Below are 20,811 nucleotides of genomic sequence, written 5' to 3'. Positions count from 1 at the left end.
GCTGAGATGGCGCTCCGCGCCATCCAGCCCGCACCGGCCGAATCCAGTTCGCGCCGGCGAGCATTCAGCCCTCCGGCGTTTGAGGAGCGGGGGTCCGGGGGCTGGCCCCCGGGAACGGTGGAAGGGCGGGTGGGGGACGGCTCCGCGCAGCGCCTACCCGCGCACGTCCGGCTCCGCCGGGGGCGGCGGCGGGGACCCGTCCAGGCAGGGCTCCGCGACCGCCCCGGGGCCGAGCCCCGCATCGGTGTCCGCAGGCGCCACCGCCGGAGCGGGGCCCGCGATGCCCGGGGGCGGCGGCGCCGGAGCGGGGGCCGCGGTAGCCGGGGGCGGAGGAGCCGCAGGCGGCGGCGCCGTGGGCGCAGGGGCAGCGCGTTCCAGGAAGCGGAGGAGTTCCACCGGGAACGGGAGGACGAGGGTGGAGTTCTTCTCCGCGGCGACGGCGACGACCGTCTGGAGCAGGCGCAGCTGAAGCGCCGCCGGCTGCTCCGACATGACCTCCGCCGCCTCCGCCAGCTTCTTCGAGGCCTGGAGCTCCGCGTCCGCGTTGATGATCCGCGCCCGCCGCTCCCGGTCGGCCTCCGCCTGCCGCGCCATCGACCGCTTCATCGTCTCGGGCAAGGACACGTCCTTGATCTCCACCCGGTCGATCTGGACGCCCCAGCCCACCGCCGGACTGTCGATCATCAGCTCCAGGCCCTGGTTGAGCTGCTCCCGGTTGGACAGCAGATCGTCCAGGTCGGACTTGCCGATGATCGACCGCAGCGAGGTCTGCGCCATCTGCGAGACGGCGAAGCGGTAGTCCTCGACCTCGATGATCGCGCTGGCCGCGTCCACCACCTTGAAGTACACGACCGCGTCCACCCGCACCGTGACGTTGTCCCGGGTGATGCCCTCCTGGGCGGGCACCGGCATCGTCACGATCTGCATGTTGACCTTGCGCAGCCGGTCGAAGCCCGGGACCACGAAGGTGAAGCCCGGGCCCCGGACGCCGTCGCGCAGCCGGCCGAGGCGGAAGACCACGCCCCGCTCGTACTGCTTCACCACCCGGGAGGCGGCGCCCAGGTAGGCCACGATCCCGACGCCCGCGACGGCGCCGGCTGTCAGCAGTTCCTCGACCATGACGGCCTCCTGCTCCTGCCGGGCAGCACTCTCCCCACAGGGGTTATGCCCTACAACCAGCCCGCGAACTCCAGCAGCAGCTCCGCGTCCCGCCGCCGGCCGGCGGCCAGTGCCCGGTTGCCCGATTCGACGGCCCGGAACAGCGTCCAGCCCCGCAGCCGGTCCCGGTCCACCTCCAGGGCGTCGGCCAGCTTGTTCACCCGTCGCCGGGCGCCCGCGGCCCCCGCCGAGGAGGCCATCTGGTCCTCCAGCCGGTCCCGTACCAGCCGCGCCAGGTCGTAGGCCCGCTCGCCGACCATCGGGTCCGGGCCCACCGCCAGCCACGGAGCCCGCTCACCGGAGAGGACCTTGCCCTGCCGGAAGGCTCCGTGCAGCAGCAGTTCCTCGGCCGGCGCCGCCGTCAGCTCCTCGCGGGCCGCCAGCGCCGCCGAGGCCAGCTCCGCCGCCTCCGGGGGAGCCTTGCGGAGCTCCTCGGCCTGCTCGGCGGTCCGCTCGGCGACGGTCTCCCAGCCGTGCCCCTGCGCCGGGGCCACCCACAGTCTGCGCAGCGTGCCGCAGGCCTCCAGCAGCGCCTTCGCCTCCGGCAGCGAGCGCAGCGAGACCTCCGGGTGCAGCCGCTCCAGCAGCAGCGCCCCGTCCTCCTCGTGATGGCGGGTGTCGAGGACCCGTACCGCCCCGAAGCCGCCCCAGTGCGCCAGCGCGGCCAGCTCACGGTCGGGCCGGAGCCCCGGCGGGGCCAGCTTCAGCGCGGCCGGGGTTCCGTCGGCGTAGTGGACGAGGACGACCAGGCTGCTGCGGCCGCCGGGGGCCTGCACCCGCTGGGCGTGCACCCCGCGCCGGGCCAGCGCCCCCTCCGCCAGCCGGGGCAGCTGCCCCAGCCAGTCCGAGACGTGCGCCGATTCCGGCAGCTCGCCGAGCGCCCGTAGGAGCCGCTGCGGCGGTTCGAAAGCCATGCGTGCGTGGTCCCTTTCAGCTGTGCCCGGGCTCGTCGCGCATGGTTGCGCGTCAGGCCGTCCCTCTCGGATCCTGCGGGCCTGACCGGCAAGATCCCCAAGAGACGACCTAGGCCGGCGGTGTGTCCGCGCGTTCCGTGAGCCCAGGGAAGGCTACGCCGACACCACGCCAGCGTGCCGCGCGCACGGCCGCGGCGGTGAGCGCGTCAGCCGCCTCGCGGCGCAACCGGCCCTCGGCTGCGCGCACCAGATCGGAGTACGCGCCCGCCACCCGGTCCTCGATCCCGGCGGCCAGCCGCTCGGCGTCGGCGGGCGTGCGGACGGTGAACGGCAGGGTGTACGCGGCCTCCGACGGGCGGGGGGAACCGCCCAGCTCACGCACGGTACGGGCGAGCGCGTCGCGGCGCGCGAGGTGGCCTCCGTACGCCTCACGGGCCTCTGCGGAGCGGGCGGCCGAGGTCCGGGCCCCGATGACGCCGTAGCCGTACGCGGCCGCGTGCTCGGCGGCGAGCGCGGCCTGCGCGGCCTCCAGGACCCGGCCGGCGGGGGAGGGGGTGGAGGTCACGAGGAGGCTCCCGGGTTCGAGGTCAGCAGGTACGCGTGCACGTGGCCGCACGCCGCCACCGAGGCGAGCATCCGGGCCAGCTCTCCGGGGGCGCCGGCCAGGGAGATCGTCCGGGCCTCGGCCAGGCTCCGCTCGGCGCCCGCGAGGGCGGTCAGCGCGTCGGCGGGCGCCGGGGGGACGGGCACGGCGCCGGGAGGGGGCGGCGCGGCGGCCGCGGCGCCGGACGGGACGGAGGAGGGGGAGGAGGCCGCGGAGGGGCTCGCGGAGCGGGAGGGCGGCGAGGCCGCCGGGGACCCGTCGTCGGCGAGGGCCGCCGCGTGCGCCGCGACCGAGGCGCGCAGCGGTGCGAGGCGCTGCGCGAGGGCCGGATGCGCCGCGGTCGTCGCGTCGTAACGTTCCAGCAGTCGCTCGCTCTCACGAACGGCCGTCTCGCGCATCCGCCGTTCGAGTGGAACCTCGGGGGTCGCGGCGGGCGGCCCGCCATCGGAGCAACCGCTGAGCAGCGCGGCTCCGGCGATGCCCGCGGCACCGGCGAGCAGGCCTCTTCGCGACGGCAGGATCACGGGCACGGAGACGTCCTAAGGGTGATGGCCGGCAGGGCGTGATCACGGTACCCGGGGCCCCGTCCACAGCGCGGACGGCAACACCCTCCGCGACCGGATACCCTTTGACCTGACGCACGACGGAAATCACAACAGCACACGCGGCCGAGGAGTCACCCGGATGAGCACCACCCAGAGCGACAGGCTGCGCGCATTGCTGGAGCCGCTCGTCGCCGCCAAGGGCCTGGACCTCGAAGAGATCGAGACGTCCAAGGCGGGCAAGCGCCGGATGCTGCGCATCATCGTGGACTCCGACGAAGGCGTGGAGCTGGACGCGTGCGCCGAGCTGAGCCGCGAGGTCTCGGACCTGCTGGACGAGACCGACGCGATGGGCGAGGACGAGTACGTCCTCGAAGTGAGCTCGCCGGGCGCCGACCGCCCGCTGACCGAGCACCGTCACTACATCCGGGCGATCGGCCGGCTCGTGAAGTTCCAGACGTCGGACGGCGGGGAAGTGATCGCCCGCATCCTCGACGTCGACGACGAGGGCATGGACCTCGAAGTCCCGGGCGTGAAGGGCCGCAAGGCGACCGCCCGCCGCATCGTGTTCACCGACATCGCCAAGGCGCGTGTCGAGATCGAGTTCAACCGCAAGGACAAGAAGGAAGAGGAGGCGTAGTCGTGGACATCGACATGAGTGCCCTACGGGGTCTGGTCCGGGAGAAGGAGATTTCCTTCGACCTGCTCGTCGAAGCGATCGAGTCGGCCCTCCTCATCGCGTACCACCGCACCGAGGGAAGCTTCCGGCGCGCACGCGTCGTGCTCGACCGCACCAACGGTCACGTGATCGTGTGGGCGACCGAGGACCCGAGGGACCTGGAAGAGGGCCAGGAGGCCAAGGAGTTCGACGACACCCCGTCGGACTTCGGCCGCATCGCCGCGACGACCGCCAAGCAGGTGATCCTCCAGCGTCTGCGCGACGCCGAGGACGACCTGACCTTCGGCGAGTTCCTGGGCCGCGAGGGTGATGTCATCACCGGCGTGGTGCAGCAGGGCAAGGACCCGAAGAACGTCCTCGTCGACATCGGCAAGATGGAGGCCATGCTGCCGGTGCAGGAGCAGGTCCCCGGCGAGGAGTACACGCACGGACTGCGCCTGAAGTCGTACGTCGTGCGGGTGGCGAAGGGTGTCCGCGGTCCGTCCGTGACCCTGTCGCGCACCCACCCGAACCTGGTGAAGAAGCTGTTCTCGCTCGAGGTCCCGGAGATCGCCGACGGCAGCGTCGAGATCTGCGCGATCGCCCGTGAGGCCGGTCACCGCACCAAGATCGCCGTCCGCGCCAACCGCTCCGGCCTCAACCCGAAGGGCGCCTGCATCGGCCCGATGGGCAGCCGCGTGCGCAACGTGATGGCCGAGCTGCACGGCGAGAAGATCGACATCGTCGACTGGTCGGACGACCCGGCGGAGATGGTCGCCAACGCCCTGTCACCCGCCCGGGTGAGCAAGGTCGAGGTCGTGGACTGGGACACCCGGTCCGCGCGGGTGACCGTGCCCGACTACCAGCTGTCGCTGGCCATCGGCAAGGAGGGCCAGAACGCCCGCCTCGCCGCCCGCCTGACCGGCTGGCGCATCGACATCCGTCCCGACACCGAGCAGCCCTCGGACGGGGACGACCGCGACCGGGGCGACCGCGGCGAGCGCCGCGACGACCGGGGTGACCGGGGCGACGACCGCCGCGACGACCGCCGGGACGACCGGCGCGACGACCGCCGCGGGGAATAAAACCGCTACCGCCCGGAGCTCTCCGGGCGGTACACAAGAACGGCAGGGGCGACAAGAGCCCTGCTCAACGTGCACGGCTGTCCGCCGCCGAGGTTTCAGCGGCCGGACCCGGCACCAGTGATCACGACAACATCCGTTCGATTTTTCGCCCGAAGGGGTGAGGTCGGTGCGGGGAGGTAGACTTAAGCGTGTCTGGCCGGACGCAAGCCCGCGCATGCCCCGAACGCACCTGTGTGGGGTGTCGGGAGCGAGCGGCCAAGAGCGATCTGCTGCGCATCGTGGCGGTCGGTGACAAATGTGTCTCCGATCCTCGCGGTACGCTGCCCGGCCGGGGTGCCTACGTGCACCCCGCCGTGGTCTGCCTCGACCAGGCTGTCCGCCGCAGGGCGTTCTCCCGGGCTTTCAAGTCCGCAGGACCGTTCGACACGGCGGAACTGCACGTAGCCGTGGCCGATGAGGCCGAGGCGACACCGTAAGCAAGTAGTACGGCACGGATCACCGTGCGGTCAGGTACCTCGCGAGTTGGAAGTAGGTCGAGATTGCGATGAGCACCCCTCGATGAGTACGCGATGAGTACGAGCATGAAGTAGAGACGGTCCGGCGTAACCCGGACCTAAAAGGAGCGAAGTGGCTAAGGTCCGGGTATACGAACTCGCCAAGGAGTTCGGAGTTGAGAGCAAGGTCGTCATGGCCAAGCTCCAGGAACTCGGTGAGTTCGTCCGTTCGGCGTCCTCGACTATCGAGGCGCCGGTCGTACGCAAGTTGACCGATGCTTTGCAGGGCCCTGGCGGCAACGCCGGCAAGCCCGCTGCGAAGCCGGGTGAGCCCCGCAAGGCCGCCCCCGCCAAGCCCGGGGTTCCCACCCCGGGTGCTGTTGCACGTCCCGCTGCCCCGAAGCCCGGCGCCCCGGCCCCCAAGCCGGTCGTTGCCGAGGCCCCGGCCGTCAGCGCCCCCGCCCCGGTGACCCCGACCGCCGCCCCCGGTGGTCCGCGTCCCGGCCCCAAGGCTCCGGCCGCCCCGAAGCCCGCTCCGGCGGCTCCCGTGGCGACCGAGTTCTCCGCGCCCCCGGCGGCTCCGGCCGCCGCGGCTCCGGCGCGCACCGACCGTCCCGCCGGTCCCGGCGCGACCCCCGGTCCGCGTCCGGCGCAGCAGCGTCCCGAGCGTCCGGCGGCCGGTGGCCAGTCCGGCGCCCGTCCCGGCGCCCCGCGTCCGGCCGGTGCCGCTCCGGCGCGCACCGAGCGTCCCGCCGGTCCCGGTGCTTCGGCCCCGCGTCCGCAGGGCGCCCGTCCGGCCGGTCCCCGTCCGGGCAACAACCCGTTCACCTCTGGTGGCTCCACCGGCATGGCGCGCCCGCAGGCGCCCCGTCCGGCCGGCGCTCCCCGTCCCGGTGCCCCCGGCGCCGGTGACCGCCAGGGTGGCGCTCCCCGTCCGCAGGGCGGCCCCGGCGGCGCTCCGCGTCCGCAGGGTGCCGGTGCGGGTCGTCCGACCCCGGGCGGCATGCCCCGCCCGCAGGGCGGCGCTCCGCGTCCGGGTGGTGCCCCCGGTGGCAACCGTCCGAACCCGGGCATGATGCCGCAGCGTCCCGCTGCCGGTGGTCCCGGTCCCCGTCCCGGTGGCGGCCCCGGTGGCCGTGGTCCCGGTGCGGGCGGTCCCCGTCCCGGTGGCGCCGGTGGCGCCGGTCGTCCCGCGGGCGGCGGCTTCGCCGGTCGTCCGGCCGGTCCGGGCTCGCGTCCGGGTGGCGGCGGCGGCTTCGGCGGTCCCCGTCCCGGTGGTGGCGGCTTCGGCGGCGGTCCGGCTGGTGCCGGTGGCGGCGGTCGTCCCGGCTTCGCCGGTCGTCCCGGTGGTCCCAATGCCCGTGGTGGCACGCAGGGCGCCTTCGGCCGTCCCGGTGGTCCCGCGCGTCGTGGACGCAAGTCCAAGCGCCAGCGTCGCCAGGAGTACGAGGCCATGCAGGCCCCGTCGGTCGGCGGCATCATGCTGCCGCGTGGTCACGGCGAGACCGTTCGCCTGTCGCGCGGTGCGTCCCTCACCGACTTCGCGGAGAAGATCAACGCCAACCCGGCGTCGCTCGTCGCCGTGATGATGAACCTCGGCGAGATGGTCACTGCCACGCAGTCCGTCTCCGACGAGACCCTCGAAATGCTGGCCGGCGAGATGAACTACGTCGTTCAGATCGTCAGCCCGGAGGAAGAGGACCGCGAGCTCCTCGAGGGCTTCGACATCGAGTTCGGCGAGGACGAGGGCGGCGAGGAATTCCTCATGCCGCGTCCGCCGGTCGTGACCGTCATGGGTCACGTCGACCACGGTAAGACCCGACTGCTCGACGCCATCCGCAAGACGAACGTCGTTGCGGGCGAGGCCGGTGGCATCACGCAGCACATCGGTGCGTACCAGGTCGGTACCGAGGTCAACGGTGAAGAGCGCAAGATCACCTTCATCGACACCCCGGGTCACGAGGCGTTCACCGCCATGCGTGCCCGTGGTGCCAAGTCGACCGACATCGCGATCCTCGTGGTCGCGGCCAACGACGGCGTGATGCCGCAGACGATCGAGGCGCTCAACCACGCCCAGGCCGCCGGCGTCCCGATCGTCGTCGCGGTCAACAAGATCGACGTCGAGGGTGCCGACCCGGTCAAGGTGCGCGGTCAGCTCACCGAGTTCGGTCTGGTCGCCGAGGAGTACGGCGGCGACACGATGTTCGTCGACATCTCCGCCAAGCAGGGTCTGAACATCGACTCCCTGCTCGAGGCCGTCGTCCTCACCGCCGACGCCTCGCTCGACCTGCGCGCCAACCCGGAGCAGGACGCTCAGGGTATTGCGATCGAGTCCCACCTCGACCGCGGCCGCGGTGCCGTTGCCACCGTCCTCGTCCAGCGCGGTACCCTCCGCGTCGGCGACACGATGGTCGTGGGCGACGCCTACGGCCGAGTGCGCGCCATGCTCGACGACAAGGGCAACAACGTCGAGGAAGCGGGTCCCGCGACCCCCGTCCTGGTCCTGGGTCTCACCAACGTCCCCGGCGCCGGCGACAACTTCCTCGTCGTCGACGAGGACCGCACCGCCCGTCAGATCGCCGAGAAGCGTGCTGCGCGTGAGCGCAACGCCAACTTCGCCAAGCGCGTCCGCCGGGTGTCCCTGGAAGACCTCGACTCGGTCCTCAAGGCCGGTCTGGTCCAGGAACTCAACCTCATCATCAAGGGCGACGCGTCCGGTGCGGTGGAGGCTCTCGAGTCCTCGCTGCTCCAGCTCGACGTCGGCGAAGAGGTCGACATCCGCGTCCTGCACCGCGGTGTGGGTGCGGTCACCGAGTCCGACATCAACCTGGCGATGGGCTCCGACGCCATCGTCATCGGCTACAACGTCCGTGCGGCCGGCCGTGCCGCGCAGATGGCGGAGCGCGAGGGTGTCGACGTTCGCTACTACTCGGTGATCTACCAGGCCATCGAGGAGATCGAGGCGGCTCTCAAGGGTCTCCTCAAGCCGGAGTACGAAGAGGTCGAGCTCGGTACGGCGGAGGTCCGCGAGGTCTTCCGCTCGTCCAAGCTGGGCAACATCGCCGGTGTCCTCATCCGGTCCGGCGAGGTCAAGCGCAACACCAAGGCGCGGCTCCTGCGCGATGGCAAGGTCATCGCCGAGAGCCTCACCATCTCCGGTCTGCGCCGCTTCAAGGACGACGTCACCGAGATCCGCGAAGGGTTCGAGGGTGGTATCAACCTCGGCAACTTCAACGACATCAAGATCGACGACGTCATCGCGACGTACGAGATGCGCGAGAAGCCCCGCGCGTAAGCGCGAGGCGGTTCGCACCGTGTCGTAGGTAGCTGTAACACCGGGGCCGGTCGGCGGAATATCCGTCGATCGGCCCCGGCCGTTGCGTGTACGGTTCTGATGACCCTGCCGCGCGACGGCCGGCAGGCCACCGAACCCGCACCGGCGGGATATCCGGAACTGCATGTACGTGGGGACTCTGTCCTTCGATCTGCTCCTCGGCGACGTTCACTCGCTGAAGGAGAAACGCTCCGTCGTCCGGCCCATCGTGGCCGAGCTCCAGCGCAAGTTCTCTGTGAGCGCGGCCGAAGTGGGCGACCAGGACCTGCACCGCAGGGCCCGTATAGGGGTCGCTCTGGTGAGTGGGGACACGGGGTTCCTCTCGGATGTACTGGACCGCTGCGAGCGGCTGGTCGCGGCACGTCCGGAAGTGGAGCTGCTGTCGGTACGACGGCGGCTCCACGGTGATGAAGACTGACCGCAAGACGAAGAAGGAGACGGACCAGTGGCCGACAATGCGCGGGCGAAGAAGCTGGCGGACCTCATCCGGGAGGTGGTGGCCGAGAAGCTGCAGCGTGGCGTCAAGGACCCCCGCCTCGGTACGCACGTGACCATCACGGACACCAGGGTCACCGGCGACCTGCGGGAGGCCACGGTCTTCTACACGGTGTACGGCGACGACGAGGCGCGCGTCAGTGCGGCAGCGGGTCTGGAGAGCGCCAAGGGCGTTCTGCGCTCCGCGGTCGGCCGGGCGGCGCAGACCAAGTTCACGCCGACCCTGACGTTCGTGGCGGACGCCCTTCCGGAGACCGCCAAGAGCATCGAGGACCTCCTGGAGAAGGCGCGGACCTCCGACGCCCAGGTGCGCGAGGTCTCCTCGGGCGCGAAGTACGCCGGCGACGCCGACCCGTACAAGAAGCCCGATGAGGACGACGAGGCTGCCGCCGACGAAGACGGGGACGCATCCGCGTAATGAGCACCAACGCAGGGAAGACGCCGGACGGCCTGGTCATCGTCGACAAGCCGTCCGGCTTCACTTCGCACGACGTGGTCGCCAAGATGCGCGGGATCGCCAAGACCCGCCGCGTCGGCCACGCCGGCACGCTCGACCCGATGGCGACGGGCGTGCTGGTCCTGGGCGTCGAGAAGGCCACCAAGCTCCTCGGCCACCTCGCGCTCACGGAGAAGGAGTACCTCGGCACCATCCGGCTGGGCCAGAACACCCTGACGGACGACGCCGAGGGCGAGATCACCTCGTCCACGGACGCCACCGGGGTCACCCGGGAAGGCGTGGACGCGGGCATCGCCAAGCTGTCCGGCGCGATCATGCAGGTCCCGTCCAAGGTCAGCGCCATCAAGATCAAGGGCGTGCGCTCCTACAAGCGCGCCCGCGACGGCGAGGACTTCGAGATCCCGGCCCGCCCGGTGACCGTCTCCTCGTTCCAGGTGTACGACATGCGGGAGGCGGAGGCCGAGGACGGCACCAAGGTCGTCGACCTCGTCGTCTCCGTCGTCTGCTCCAGCGGTACGTACATCCGCGCGCTCGCGCGGGACCTCGGCGCCGACCTCGGCGTCGGCGGGCACCTCACGGCGCTGCGGCGCACGCGGGTGGGCCCGTACAAGATCGACCGGGCGCGCACGCTCGACCAGCTCCAGGAGGACCTGACCGTCATGCCGATCGGCGACGCGGCGGCCGCCGCGTTCCCGCGCTGGCAGCTGGACGCCCGGCGGGCGTCGCTGCTGGCGAACGGCGTGCGGATCGACATGCCGGAAGAGTACGAGCCCGGCAAGGCGGTCGCGGTCTACGGGCCGGACGGGCAGCTGCTCGGGCTCGTGGAGAACAAGAACGGCAAGGCGAAATCGCTCGCGGTCTTCGCCTGACCGGTTCCCCTGACGCTGTTGACCGGCCGGCCTTCGGGCCGGCCGGTTCTCGTTTGACGTGGAGCGGTGAGCGCACACGGACTGCTGCTCACCGCTCCACGACCCCCCTCGGGTAGGTCTCTATCCATCCGGACCCCCTTATTCACCCGTCCGAGCAGGCGCTCGGAGTGAATGGAGGGAGCGTAAGGGGGCGCTTTCGACACGCGTGCTGTTCCAGCTGATCTTCACCTGCCTACGGTCGTGCCTACGGGGCACGCGCGGCGGGGAGTGGTGCGGTGACGGCGGAACTGATCAGGATCTGCGATCTCGCCGGGCGGCCGCGGGGGAGCGGGTTCGTCGCGGACGACCGCGGGACGGTGCTCACCAGCCACGAGGCCGTGGACGGACTGGCCCGGCTGGTCCTGCACGGGCCGGCGCCGGGGGAGCGGACCTGGACGGCGGGAGCCTCGGACGTGACCGCCCTGCCGGAGCTGGGGCTGGCGCTCGTACGCAGCGACGGGCTCGGGGTGCGGCCGCTGCCGGTCGCGCCGCGCGCGACGATCGCTCCCGGGACGTACGTACGGCTTCCCGCGCGGGGCTGGCGCCAGGCGCGGGTGCTCGGCGCGGCCGAGGCCGGCTATCCGGCGACGGACCGCTTCCACCTGCTCCCGGCCGCTGTGGAACTGGCCATCGGGACCGACGGGCGCGACGCGCTGCGCCTGGGCGGCGAGGCCTGCGGGGGCCCGGTGCTGGACGCCGAAACCGGAGCGGTGCTCGCGGTCCTGTGCACCGCTCTGCAGGCGGAGCAGCGCTCCGGGGGCTTCGCCGTGCCCCTCGCGGCCGCGGCCGCCGCCGATCCGGGCGGTCCCCTCGCCGCGCTGCTGGAACGCAACGCCGCCACCGTGCCGGGCCACGGCGCCGACCTGAACCTCGCCGGAGCCCTGCAGCTCACCGGGACCACCCTGGGCGCCGCCGTCGCAGCCCTCGCCGCTCTGGCCGCTCTCGCCGCCGGGGGAGCGGAGCCGGTGGACCGCCCGGCGATCGCCGCCGAACTCGACGCCTTCACCACCGGGAACCGCCCGGTCCTCGCCCTGGTCGGGCGGCCCGGCACCGGCCGCACGACGGCCCTCGCCGCGCTGGCGGCCCGCCGCGCCCGCGGCCCGCACCCGGCCCCGACCCTCTGGCTGCGCGGCGCCGACCTGCGGGCCGACGACACCTCGCTGGCCGACGCCGTGGCACGGGCGCTGACGGAGGCGGGCCGGATCCTTGGGGTGCCCGCCGCCGCTCCGGGGGCGGAACCGGCGTCGGAGCTGGCCGCCCTCGTGGCTTCGGCCGGGCGGCCCCTGCTCGTCGTCCTGGACGGGCCCGAGGAGATGCCGCCGCGGCTCGCGGGGAGGGCCGGGCCGTGGACCGGGGCCACCGCCGCCTGGCTCGGCGCGAGCGGGGCCCGGCTGGTCGTGGCGGCCCGCCCCGAGCACTGGGAGTCGGCCGGGCGGCTCTACCCGCCGCGGATGCTCCACACCCCGGCCCGGCCGGCCCGGCGGGTGCCGCCCGCGGTCCCGATCGGCGATCTCACCCCGGAGGAGGCGCAGGCGGCCCGGACCCGGCTGGGGATCCCGGCCGACGCGGTCGCCGCCACCGATGCCCGGCACCCGCTCACGCTGCGGCTGCTCGCGGAGGTCCGTGCGGCCGGGGTCACCGCGGGCCGTCCGTCGCGCGAGGAGGTGTTCGCCGCGCACCTGGACCTGGTGTGCCTGCGCGTGGCCGTCCGGGTGTCCGCGGCGCTTCCGCAGCCCCGTGGACCCGGAGGGGCCGCCGGCCCGGTCGGCGCAGCCGAGGTGGACAGGGCCGCCGGGGTGGGCAACGGCGTGCCGGACCCGGACCCGGACCCGGACCCGGACCCGGATGGGCCGGTCGGTGCCGGCCGGGACTGGGACGGCGGGGAGGACCCGGCCGGGGCGTGCGGGTCCGGGGAGTACGAGCCCGGTGTGTTCGGGCCCGGTGTGTCCGAGCCCGGCGTGTTCGGGCCCGGTGTGGGCCGGCTGGCCGTGCGGGTGGCCGGGCGGGTGCACGAAGCCGCCCGGCGCTGTCTGGGGCCGGGCCAGGGGCAGTTGGACCGCGCCTCCTTCGAGGAACTGTTCCCCTGGCGGTCGGGCTGGGCCTCCGCGGTGCTCGCCGAAGGGCTGCTGGTGCCCGCCGGCGAGGGCTACCGCTTCGCCCACGAGGAGTTCGCCGACTGGGTGCAGGCCGCCCACCTGGACCTCCCCGCCGCCCTGCACACCCTGGGCCGGGACGTCCCCCGGCACCGCGTCGGGCCCGTGCTGGAGGCCCTGCGCCTGCTTCCGCCCGGGGAGCGGGGAGCAGCGCTGGAGCGGCTCGTGGCCGTGCTCGACGGCGCCGCCGACCCCCAGGCCCATTGGTGGGCCGCCCGGCTCGTCGGCGAGACCCTCCTGCGGGTCCCCGATGCCACGCCGTACCTCCCGGTCCTGCACGCCCTCGCCGCCCACCTGACCAGGCCCGCGCCGTCCCGGGCGGAGGAACCGGCCCCGTCTCCGGCGGCTCCCGCGCCGCCCGCACCCTCGCCGGCCGGCTCCGCGGCGTACGCGGGCGCCCTGGGTGCCCCGGGCCCGGCCTGCACCACCCGGTGGACGGCAACCGGTACTGCCGGGCCCCTCCGGGTCCCCGCGCAGGGCGGAGCGACGGTGGCCGGCGGACCCGGCGGGCGGGCCGGGCAGCTCCGGTCGGGAGCGGCCGCCGGGGACACCGGCCACCCCGCGGGCACCGGGCCCGGCACCCCGCCCGCGCCCAGCCAGGGCCGGGAGGACGAGGGGGAGTTCGGGGGGTGGTTCTGGACCCGGGTGCGCGTCGCCGAGGAAGACCGCTTCGAGCTGCTGCGGCGGCTGGTGCCCCACGACCACCGCCTCCTGGACGCCGCCGCCCGGCGGCTGGCTCGCGCGCCGCGGATCGTGCAGCCGCTGCTCTGCGGCTGGTTCCGCGACGAGCGGCGGCTCCTCGGGCGGCCCGGGGCCACCGTCGCCACCGCCGCGCAGGCACTGCTGCACACCCACCGCAGCCTCGCCGTCGACGACCTCACCGAGGCGCTCGTCAGCGCCGCGCACCCCCGCGCCGACGAGCTGCTCGCCGTACTCGCCGAGGACGAGCCCTCCGCCCTCAGCCGGGCCGTGGACCGCTGGGCGCACGACGAGCGGCCCGGCCGCCGGGTCGCGGCCGCCGCGTACGGGCCGCTCACCGCCCCTCACGTGCGGACCCCCGCCGACCGCGAGCTGCTGCGCTACGCCGCGCAGGCCCTGCTCGCGCGCCCCGCGGACGCGTCCCTGCACGGCAGCGCCCTCGGGATCCTGCTCCGCGACCCCCAGGTACGGGCCCGCTACCTCCCCGACGCCCTCGCCTGTTTCCGCGACCCCGGGCGCGGCCTGCGGCTGCCCGCCACCGCGCTGGTTGCCGCGCTCCCCGTGCTGCCCGACCCGGACGCGGTGTTCGCCGCCCTGCGGGAGCGGGCCGACGGCGAGGTGGTGCGCGCACTGGCCGCGCTGACCACGCCGGGCCTGGCCCGGCGCGCGGCCGAGCTCGTACGGGAGCACCTGGCGCGGCACCCGCAGGACGCCGCGCACGCCGCCGAGTTCGTGGACCGGCGGCTCGAACAGGGCCTGGCCGCCGCCCCCGTGCTCCGCCCGCTCGTACGGGACCTGCTGGGCTCCGGTCCGCCGCCGGTACGGGCCGCGCTGGCCGGCGTACTGGCCGCCCCGGGCACGGAGTCCTCGTACACGCTCCGCGGCGAGCTGGCCGAGGCGCTGCTCCGCGAGGAGCTCGACCCGTCGGTGCTCGACACCTTCCTCGGCGCGCTGGCGGCGGGGGCGGCCGCCGGCGCGCCGGACCGTACCCGGGAGCTGCTGCGGCGCACCGGCCGGCAACTGCTGCGGGCGCCGGGCGGCCCGGCCGTCTTCGAGCGGCGCACGGTCGAGCTGGCACGGGCCGAACCGGCCTTCGGCGCACTCGTGGCCTCCTGGCTGGAGCGGGCGCCGCAGGAGGCGGCGGCGCTGCTGGGGCCGAGCGCGCGCCGGACCGTCGAGACCCTCGTTCACAGCGGGTCCCCGCCGCACGACGCCGATGATGGGCAGCGGCCACCGGCATGGCAGTCTTAGACCTGCAATCGGCAACCAGGACAGGGCCTAAAGGGTTCGGGCGAGGAGCGGTCACAGTGCAGCGCTGGCGTGGCTTGGAGGACATCCCCCAGGACTGGGGACGCGGCGTCGTCACCATCGGCTCCTACGACGGCGTCCACCGGGGTCATCAGCTGATCATCGGACGGGCCGTGGCCAAGGCCCGCGAGCTCGGCGTCCCCTCCGTCGTCGTCACCTTCAGCCCGCACCCGAGCGAGGTCGTCCGCCCCGGCAGCCACCCGCCGATCCTGGCCCCTTACGACCGGCGCGCCGAGCTGATGGCCGGGCTGGGCGTGGACGCGCTGCTGATCCTGCCCTTCACGGCGGAGTTCTCGCAGCTGTCCCCGGCCGACTTCATCGTGAAGGTGCTCGTCGACAAGCTGCACGCGCTGGCGGTCATCGAAGGACCGAACTTCCGCTTCGGCCACAAGGCCGCCGGCAACGTGGAGTTCCTGCGGCAGCTCGGCGCCACCTACGACTACGAGGTCGAGGTCGTGGACCTGGTGGAGCGCGGCGAGGCGGGCGGCGGAGTGCCGTTCTCCTCCACGCTCGCGCGCAAGCTCGTGGCGCAGGGCGACATGGACGGCGCGGCCGAGATCCTGGGCCGCCCCCACCGGGTCGAGGGCATCGTGGTGCGCGGTGCGCAGCGCGGGCGCGAGCTCGGCTACCCGACGGCGAACGTGGAGACGCAGCCGCACACCGCGATCCCGGCCGACGGGGTGTACGCGGGCTGGCTGACGGCGGACGGCGAGCGGATGCCGGCGGCGATCTCGGTCGGCACGAACGTGCAGTTCGACGCGACCGAGCGGACCGTGGAGGCGTACGCGATCGACCGGGTCGGCCTGGACCTGTACGGCATGCACGTGGCCGTCGACTTCCTCGCCTACGTGCGCGGGATGGCGAAGTTCGAGTCGCTGGACGGGCTGCTGGAGGCCATCGCGGACGACGTGAAGCGCGCGCGGGTGCTGACGGACGCGTACGACGCGGAGCGCTGACGAGCGGTCGGTCGCAGCACGGACGGGCGAGGGCCCGTACCGTCCCGGGGAATCCGGGGCGGTACGGGCCCTCGTGCGTGTGTGTGCCTGTGTGTGCGTGAGCGTGCGTGCCTGTGCCGGCCGCGTCAGCCCAGCCGCGGATCGCGCGGGGGCCCGCCGGGCTGCGGCTGACCGGGCTGCTGGGGCCAGGGCTGGCCGGGGGTGGGGTAGGGCTGCTGCCCGTACGGGGGCTGCGGCTGAGGCTGCTGGGGCTGGTGCGGCGGCTGTTGCTGCTGCGGGTAGGGCTGCTGCTGGGGCGGCTGCGGCTGGCCCCAGTGGTTCTGGGGAGCTTGCTGCTGGGCGCGGATGAAGTCCTCGGCGACCAGGGCGGAGAGGTTGAAGTAGGCCTCGCGCGTCTTGGGCCGGAGCATGTCGAGGTCGACTTCGGCGCCGGCCGCGAGGTGGTCGTCGAACGGGACCACGACGACACCGCGGCAGCGGGTCTCGAAGTGCCGCACGATGTCCTCGACCTTGATCATCTTGGCGGTCTCGCGGACCCCTGAGATCACGGTGAGGGAGCGCGAGACGAGGTCGGCGTACCCGTGCGCGGAGAGCCAGTCGAGGGTGGTGCTGGCGCTGCTCGCGCCGTCCACCGACGGGGTCGAGATGATGATCAGCTGATCGGCCAGGTCCAGGACCCCGCGCATGGCGGAGTAGAGGAGGCCGGTGCCCGAGTCGGTGAGGATGATCGGGTACTGACGGCCGAGCGTCTCGATGACGCGGCGGTAGTCCTCGTCGTTGAAGGCCGTCGAGACGGCCGGGTCCACGTCGTTGGCGATGATCTCCAGGCCGGAGGGCGCCTGGGAGGTGAACCGGCGGATGTCCATGTACGAGTTCAGGTACGGGATCGCCTGGACCAGGTCCCGGATCGTGGCCCCGGTCTCGCGGCGCACGCGGCGGCCGAGGGTGCCGGCGTCGGGGTTCGCGTCGATGGCCAGGATCTTGTCCTGGCGCTCGGTGGCGAGGGTGGCGCCGAGGGCGGTGGTGGTCGTGGTCTTGCCGACGCCGCCCTTGAGGCTGATGACGGCGATGCGGTAGCAGGACATGACCGGAGTGCGGATCAGCTCCAGCTTGCGGCGCCGTTCCGCTTCGGCCGCCTTGCCGCCGAAGCGGAACAGGCCGCCGCCTCCGGAGGCGTTGTTGCCGCTCTTCGCCTTCTGCTTGCCGCGGAGCAGGCGGTCGGAGGACAGCTCCACGGCGGCGGTGTAGCCGAGGGGAGCGCCGCCGGAGGGCTGGGGGGCGCCGTAGCGGGGGTCGTGCCCGTGGGGGCCCTGCGGACCTTGGGGCCCGTGGGGGCCTTGCTGCCACTGGCCGCCGCGGGGGTCGGCGTACTGCTGTTGCTGCTGAGGTGCGGGCGGGGGGAACCCGTAACCGGGGTCCGGCTGCTGGGGCTGCGGGGACTGCGGGGGCTGCTGCGCGGGCGGGAATCCGTACCCGGCGTCCGGTGTCTGAGGCCGGGGCTGGGCCTGGGCCTGGGGCTGGGGCTGTGCGGGCGGCCGGATGTCGTACCCCGCCTGGGGATCCGCGGACGCGGACAACTCCGAGGGCCACTGCGGCGGTTCGGCGCCGGCGGAACCCTCGAACGGGTTCGCCGCGTGCGGCGCCGGAACGACCGTCCCCGCGGGGGGCGTGGGCGTACGCGCGACAGCGGGCGGCATGCCGTCGGCCGGTGCGGTGTTCGCGTACGGCGATGCGTCGGGGCGGGCGGGCGGCGTGCCGTGCCCCGCCCCGCTCGGCGCGGACGCGTACGGGTCGTTCAAGGGGCCCCGGTCGGCCGGGGACTCGACGGGCAGGGCGCCGCTGCTCGGGTACGCCGCCGGTGCGGCACCTTCCGCGCCCTCCGCGCCGGTGGGCGCGGGTGCGTACGACTCGCCGTGGGAGCCCTCGGAACCCGAACCGGTCGGGCTCTGCGGGCCCGACGCGTACGGCGGGTCGGCGGGAGCGGCGGCCTGCGGAGCGGCCCCTTCGGCGAGGCCCGGCTCTACGTCGGCCGGGGCCGAGGGGGCCGGGGGCAGCGCGGTGCCCGACGCCGGGGTGTGGGGCGGGGCGGCGGTGTCCGAGGCGGCCGGGTACGACGCTGCGGGTGCAGCCGGGTACGGCGGCGGTCCGGCGTCCGGGCCGGGCGCCTGGGGCGGGACCGGGCTGTCGGGAGCCGAGGGGTGGGACGACTGCGAGGCGTCCGGAGCCGGGGTGTGGGCCGGGGCGGTGCCGTCCGGAGCCGACGGGTGTGACGGCTGGGCGGCTTCGACAGGCGGCGTGCGCGGGGCGGTGCTGTCCGGAGCCGCCGGGAACGATGGCGGGGCGGCGTCGGGAGCCGGTGTGCGCGGGGCGGTGCCGTCTGGGGCCGCCGGGTACGACGGCAGGGCGGTGCCCGGGAGCGGCGGGTAGGGCGGGGTGGCGCTGCCCTGGGCCGACGGGTACGGCGGGGCGGAGGCGTCCGCTGCCGGAACGTACGGAGCACTCGGCGCCGGTGCGGCCGGTGCGGCCGGAGCGTACGGTGCGGCCGGGGAGTCCGCGGTCAACGCCGTGGGCGCCTCCGGGGTACCTGCGTAAGGCGCGGCCGGTGCCGGTGCGGTCGACGCCGCGCGCGGAGCCGGCGGGGCGATGCGCATCGTCGGAGGGGTCTCCAGGTCCGACGGCGGCCGGTGGGGCTCGAAGCCGCTGCCCGCGGGCAGGTCCGGGATCGCGGCGGCCGCCGGAGCCGCGCCCTGCGTGTACCAGGCCGGCGGTGTGTAGTCGATGGTGAACTCGCCCGTCAGTTCGGGCTCCGCGTCGGACTGATCGTCCGTCGGGACGTCCCACGTCCCGCCGCGCCTCTCGTTCCGATCGCCGCTCACTGGTCCTCCTGATCTGTCGAACACTGGTCCGGCGTCCCACCGCGCCACGCCGGCGCCCAGCCTAATCGTGTCCCGCAGCCGGTATCCGCCCCCGTCGGCCCGTACCCGAGGTCGACCACGGGCCGGGAGCCGCCTCCATCCTGCCCATACGGCCGGGCCCCCGGCCAATCCCGGCCTCCCCGACCTGCCACGCCACCACGTCCCGTCCCGGTTCCGGCCCGCCCGCCGCGTACTGAGCTTTCAGGGTCGCCGACGCGTGCGCGCCGTTCCCGACCCACCCGTTCCCGCTCTGCGGGTCCCCTATCCGCCCGTACGTCCTCGGCGCGGCCTTGTCGCGAGTGCCGGTCTCCACGCTGCCGGTCCGGCGGCGCCGGTCTTCGTCGTGGGGCTGCCCGTTGAGGCCTGCCGGTTCCCGTGCTGCCCGTTCCCGCTCTGCGGGTCCCCTATCCGCCAGTACATCCCCGACGCGGCCCTGTCGGCAGTGCCCGTATCAGCGCTGACGGTTCCGGTGCTGCTCGTTCCTGTCCTGTGGGTTCCTAATCCGCCCGTATGTTGCGGGGACGGCCTTGTCGGCAGTGCCGGTCCCCGTGCTGCCGGTCCTGGCGGTGCCAGTCCTCGTCGTGGCGCTGCTCGTTCAGGCCTGCCGGCTCCCGTGCTGCCCGTTCCCGCCCTGTGGGTCCCCAATCCGCCCGTACGTTGCGGGGACGGCCTTGTCGGCAGTGCCGGTCCCCGTGCTGCCGGTCCTGGCGGTGCCAGTCCTCGTCGTGGCGCTGCTCGTTCAGGCCTGCCGGCTCCCGTGCTGCCCGTTCCCGCCCTGTGGGTCCCCAATCCGCCCGTACGTTGCGGGCGCGGCCCTGTCGGCAGTGCCGGTCCCCGTGCTGCCGGTCCTGGCCGTTCCCATCCCCGTCCTGGCGCTGCCGGTTCCCTTGCTGCCCGTTCCGGGCCTGCCGGGTCGGGGCTTGCCTGCTTTCGGCCTGTGGGTCCCGGGCTGTTCGGCTCGGCCTGGTGGTGCTCGGTGCGCCGCTCGCGTGGTGCGGGTGGGGCGGCCCTGCGGGGCGAATTCCCCTACCCGCCCTTCCACCGTTCCCCGGGCGCTGCCCGGACCCCGATCCTCAAGCGCCGGATGGGCTGGAGGGGTCTCGGGGGCGTTCGGCTCGGGCTGCCGGTTCCTCGTCGGACCCTCCCGGCGCTGTCGGTTCCGGTCCTGTCGGATCGGGACTTGCCTGCTCTCGGTCCCTCGGTCCACGGCCCGTTGGGCTCTGCCCTGATGGATCCTGGCCTGCCGTTGGCTTGCCGCTTCCAGGACTGTGGCTTCTGGGCCTGTCCGCTCCGGGCCTGTCGGTCACTGCCACGCCCGTGCATGCTTCATTGGTTCCCGGCCCACCCCATCCGGTCCGCGGACTCCAGGTCTGCCGTGCCGGTCTGCTGGTTCTCGGCCGGCCGTGCGGAGCGTCCCGGTCCGGCAGATCACGGCTCGCCCGGTTCGGCTGGTCAGTTCCTGGTCCGGCCGTTCCGAGCCGGTCGGTTGGCGGCACGTCTGACCGCGCTCCGATCGTTCCCGGCGCACCGTTCCGGCGGACGGTTCCGGCGTGGCCGCCCCGGGTTGACCTGCTCCCGATCTGCCCTGGCCAGCCCGTTTCGCTCCGGCCTGCCGGTTCCCCGAACTACCGCTTCTCGGGCTGCCGTTCCCCGACCCCGGCGCTTCGCGTCCCGCCGGTCAGTGGCCCTGTGGGGTCCCGGCCCGTCGGCAGGCCGGTCGCGCAGTCGCGCAGGCGCTGCCCGCTTCCGATCCACTCGTCACGGCCACCGGCCTCCCGGACGGACCGTCCCGGCCACAGGCCCCCGGACCGCCGGTTCGTGGGAGTCCCGAGTGCCCGGCACGCGCAGAGCCGCCGACCGGCATCCCCGCGCCAAGATCCCTCGACCGGTACCTCCGGCGTGTCCACCCCGCGACCCGGGGTCCCTCGTGAGGCTGAACCTCGCGGCCCCCGGGCTCCGCTGGCCGGGCACCCGGGCCCCAGAGTTCCGCTGACAGCACCCGGCCCCCCGGGCTCCCCTGGCGGCCACCCTGGCACCCCGGCCCCTGGGCTCCGCTGGCCGGCACCCCGGGCCTTCCAGGCTCCGCTGGCGGCATTGCGGCATCGCGGCCCCGGGCTTCCATGGCGGCCAC

General features: G+C 74.2%; 14 protein-coding genes. 9 read left to right on the top strand and 5 right to left on the bottom strand.

The features are described 5' to 3' along the window. Positions 1-153: 153 nt before the first annotated feature. The 4 genes from OHA37_RS10305 to OHA37_RS10290 form a co-directional block, all read right to left on the bottom strand. Positions 154-1,119, bottom strand: coding sequence for a slipin family protein (locus OHA37_RS10305; RefSeq protein ID WP_266904035.1), 966 nt, complete (start codon positions 1,117-1,119; stop codon positions 154-156). A 50-nt stretch (positions 1,120-1,169) separates the two neighbouring features. Continuing rightward, positions 1,170-2,072 carry an aminoglycoside phosphotransferase family protein gene (locus OHA37_RS10300; RefSeq protein WP_266904034.1) on the bottom strand — a complete coding sequence of 301 codons (903 nt, stop codon included), beginning with the start codon at positions 2,070-2,072 and terminating at the stop codon, positions 1,170-1,172. A gap of 109 nt (positions 2,073-2,181) precedes the next feature. Then, positions 2,182-2,637 (bottom strand): ferritin-like domain-containing protein, encoded by a 456-nt coding sequence (locus OHA37_RS10295; RefSeq protein WP_266904033.1) that lies wholly within the window; start codon positions 2,635-2,637, stop codon positions 2,182-2,184. After that, positions 2,634-3,206 (bottom strand): hypothetical protein, encoded by a 573-nt coding sequence (locus OHA37_RS10290; protein ID WP_266904031.1) that lies wholly within the window; start codon positions 3,204-3,206, stop codon positions 2,634-2,636. The genes OHA37_RS10295 and OHA37_RS10290 overlap by 4 nt, the downstream gene beginning before the upstream one ends. A 154-nt stretch (positions 3,207-3,360) precedes the next feature. On the opposite strand from OHA37_RS10290, the gene rimP reads away from it, so the two are divergent. The 9 genes from rimP to OHA37_RS10245 all read left to right on the top strand — a co-directional run bounded on the left by rimP (position 3,361) and on the right by OHA37_RS10245 (position 15,765). After that, complete coding sequence (gene rimP, locus OHA37_RS10285) at positions 3,361-3,858, top strand: ribosome maturation factor RimP (RefSeq protein WP_266904030.1); 498 nt, start codon at positions 3,361-3,363, stop codon at positions 3,856-3,858. A 2-nt stretch (positions 3,859-3,860) separates the two neighbouring features. Further along, a complete protein-coding gene (nusA, locus tag OHA37_RS10280; protein WP_266904029.1) occupies positions 3,861-4,961 on the top strand; it encodes a transcription termination factor NusA in 1,101 nt (366 codons plus the stop codon). 188 nt (positions 4,962-5,149) lie between these two features. Further along, positions 5,150-5,437 (top strand): YlxR family protein, encoded by a 288-nt coding sequence (locus tag OHA37_RS10275; RefSeq protein WP_266904028.1) that lies wholly within the window; start codon positions 5,150-5,152, stop codon positions 5,435-5,437. Positions 5,438-5,588: 151 nt separating this feature from the next. Next, positions 5,589-8,750, top strand: a complete 3,162-nt coding sequence (gene infB, locus OHA37_RS10270) for a translation initiation factor IF-2 (RefSeq protein WP_266904027.1) — start codon at positions 5,589-5,591, stop codon at positions 8,748-8,750. A 163-nt stretch (positions 8,751-8,913) separates the two neighbouring features. Next, the gene (locus OHA37_RS10265; RefSeq protein WP_030161467.1) at positions 8,914-9,207 is read left to right on the top strand and encodes a DUF503 domain-containing protein; all 294 of its coding nucleotides are present in this window, start codon (positions 8,914-8,916) and stop codon (positions 9,205-9,207) included. Between the two features lie 27 nt (positions 9,208-9,234). Next, a complete protein-coding gene (rbfA, locus tag OHA37_RS10260) occupies positions 9,235-9,702 on the top strand; it encodes a 30S ribosome-binding factor RbfA (RefSeq protein WP_266904026.1) in 468 nt (155 codons plus the stop codon). After that, on the top strand, positions 9,702-10,610 hold the full coding sequence (truB, locus tag OHA37_RS10255) for a tRNA pseudouridine(55) synthase TruB (RefSeq protein ID WP_266904025.1): 909 nt from the start codon (positions 9,702-9,704) through the stop codon (positions 10,608-10,610). Before rbfA ends, truB begins: the two co-directional genes overlap by 1 nt. 275 nt (positions 10,611-10,885) lie before the next feature. Next, complete coding sequence (locus OHA37_RS10250; RefSeq protein ID WP_266904024.1) at positions 10,886-14,752, top strand: serine protease; 3,867 nt, start codon at positions 10,886-10,888, stop codon at positions 14,750-14,752. A gap of 56 nt (positions 14,753-14,808) precedes the next feature. After that, on the top strand, positions 14,809-15,765 hold the full coding sequence (locus OHA37_RS10245; protein WP_266904023.1) for a bifunctional riboflavin kinase/FAD synthetase: 957 nt from the start codon (positions 14,809-14,811) through the stop codon (positions 15,763-15,765). 125 nt (positions 15,766-15,890) lie between these two features. On the opposite strand, the gene OHA37_RS10240 is transcribed toward OHA37_RS10245, so the two are convergent. Next, a complete protein-coding gene (locus OHA37_RS10240; protein WP_266904022.1) occupies positions 15,891-18,641 on the bottom strand; it encodes an SCO5717 family growth-regulating ATPase in 2,751 nt (916 codons plus the stop codon). Positions 18,642-20,811 lie beyond the last annotated feature (2,170 nt).

This window comes from Streptomyces sp. NBC_00335 (genome assembly GCF_036127095.1).
GTDB lineage: Bacteria > Actinomycetota > Actinomycetes > Streptomycetales > Streptomycetaceae > Streptomyces.
Note: the sequence above shows the minus strand (reverse complement) of the source record. Positions and strands in the feature narration are given on the sequence as shown.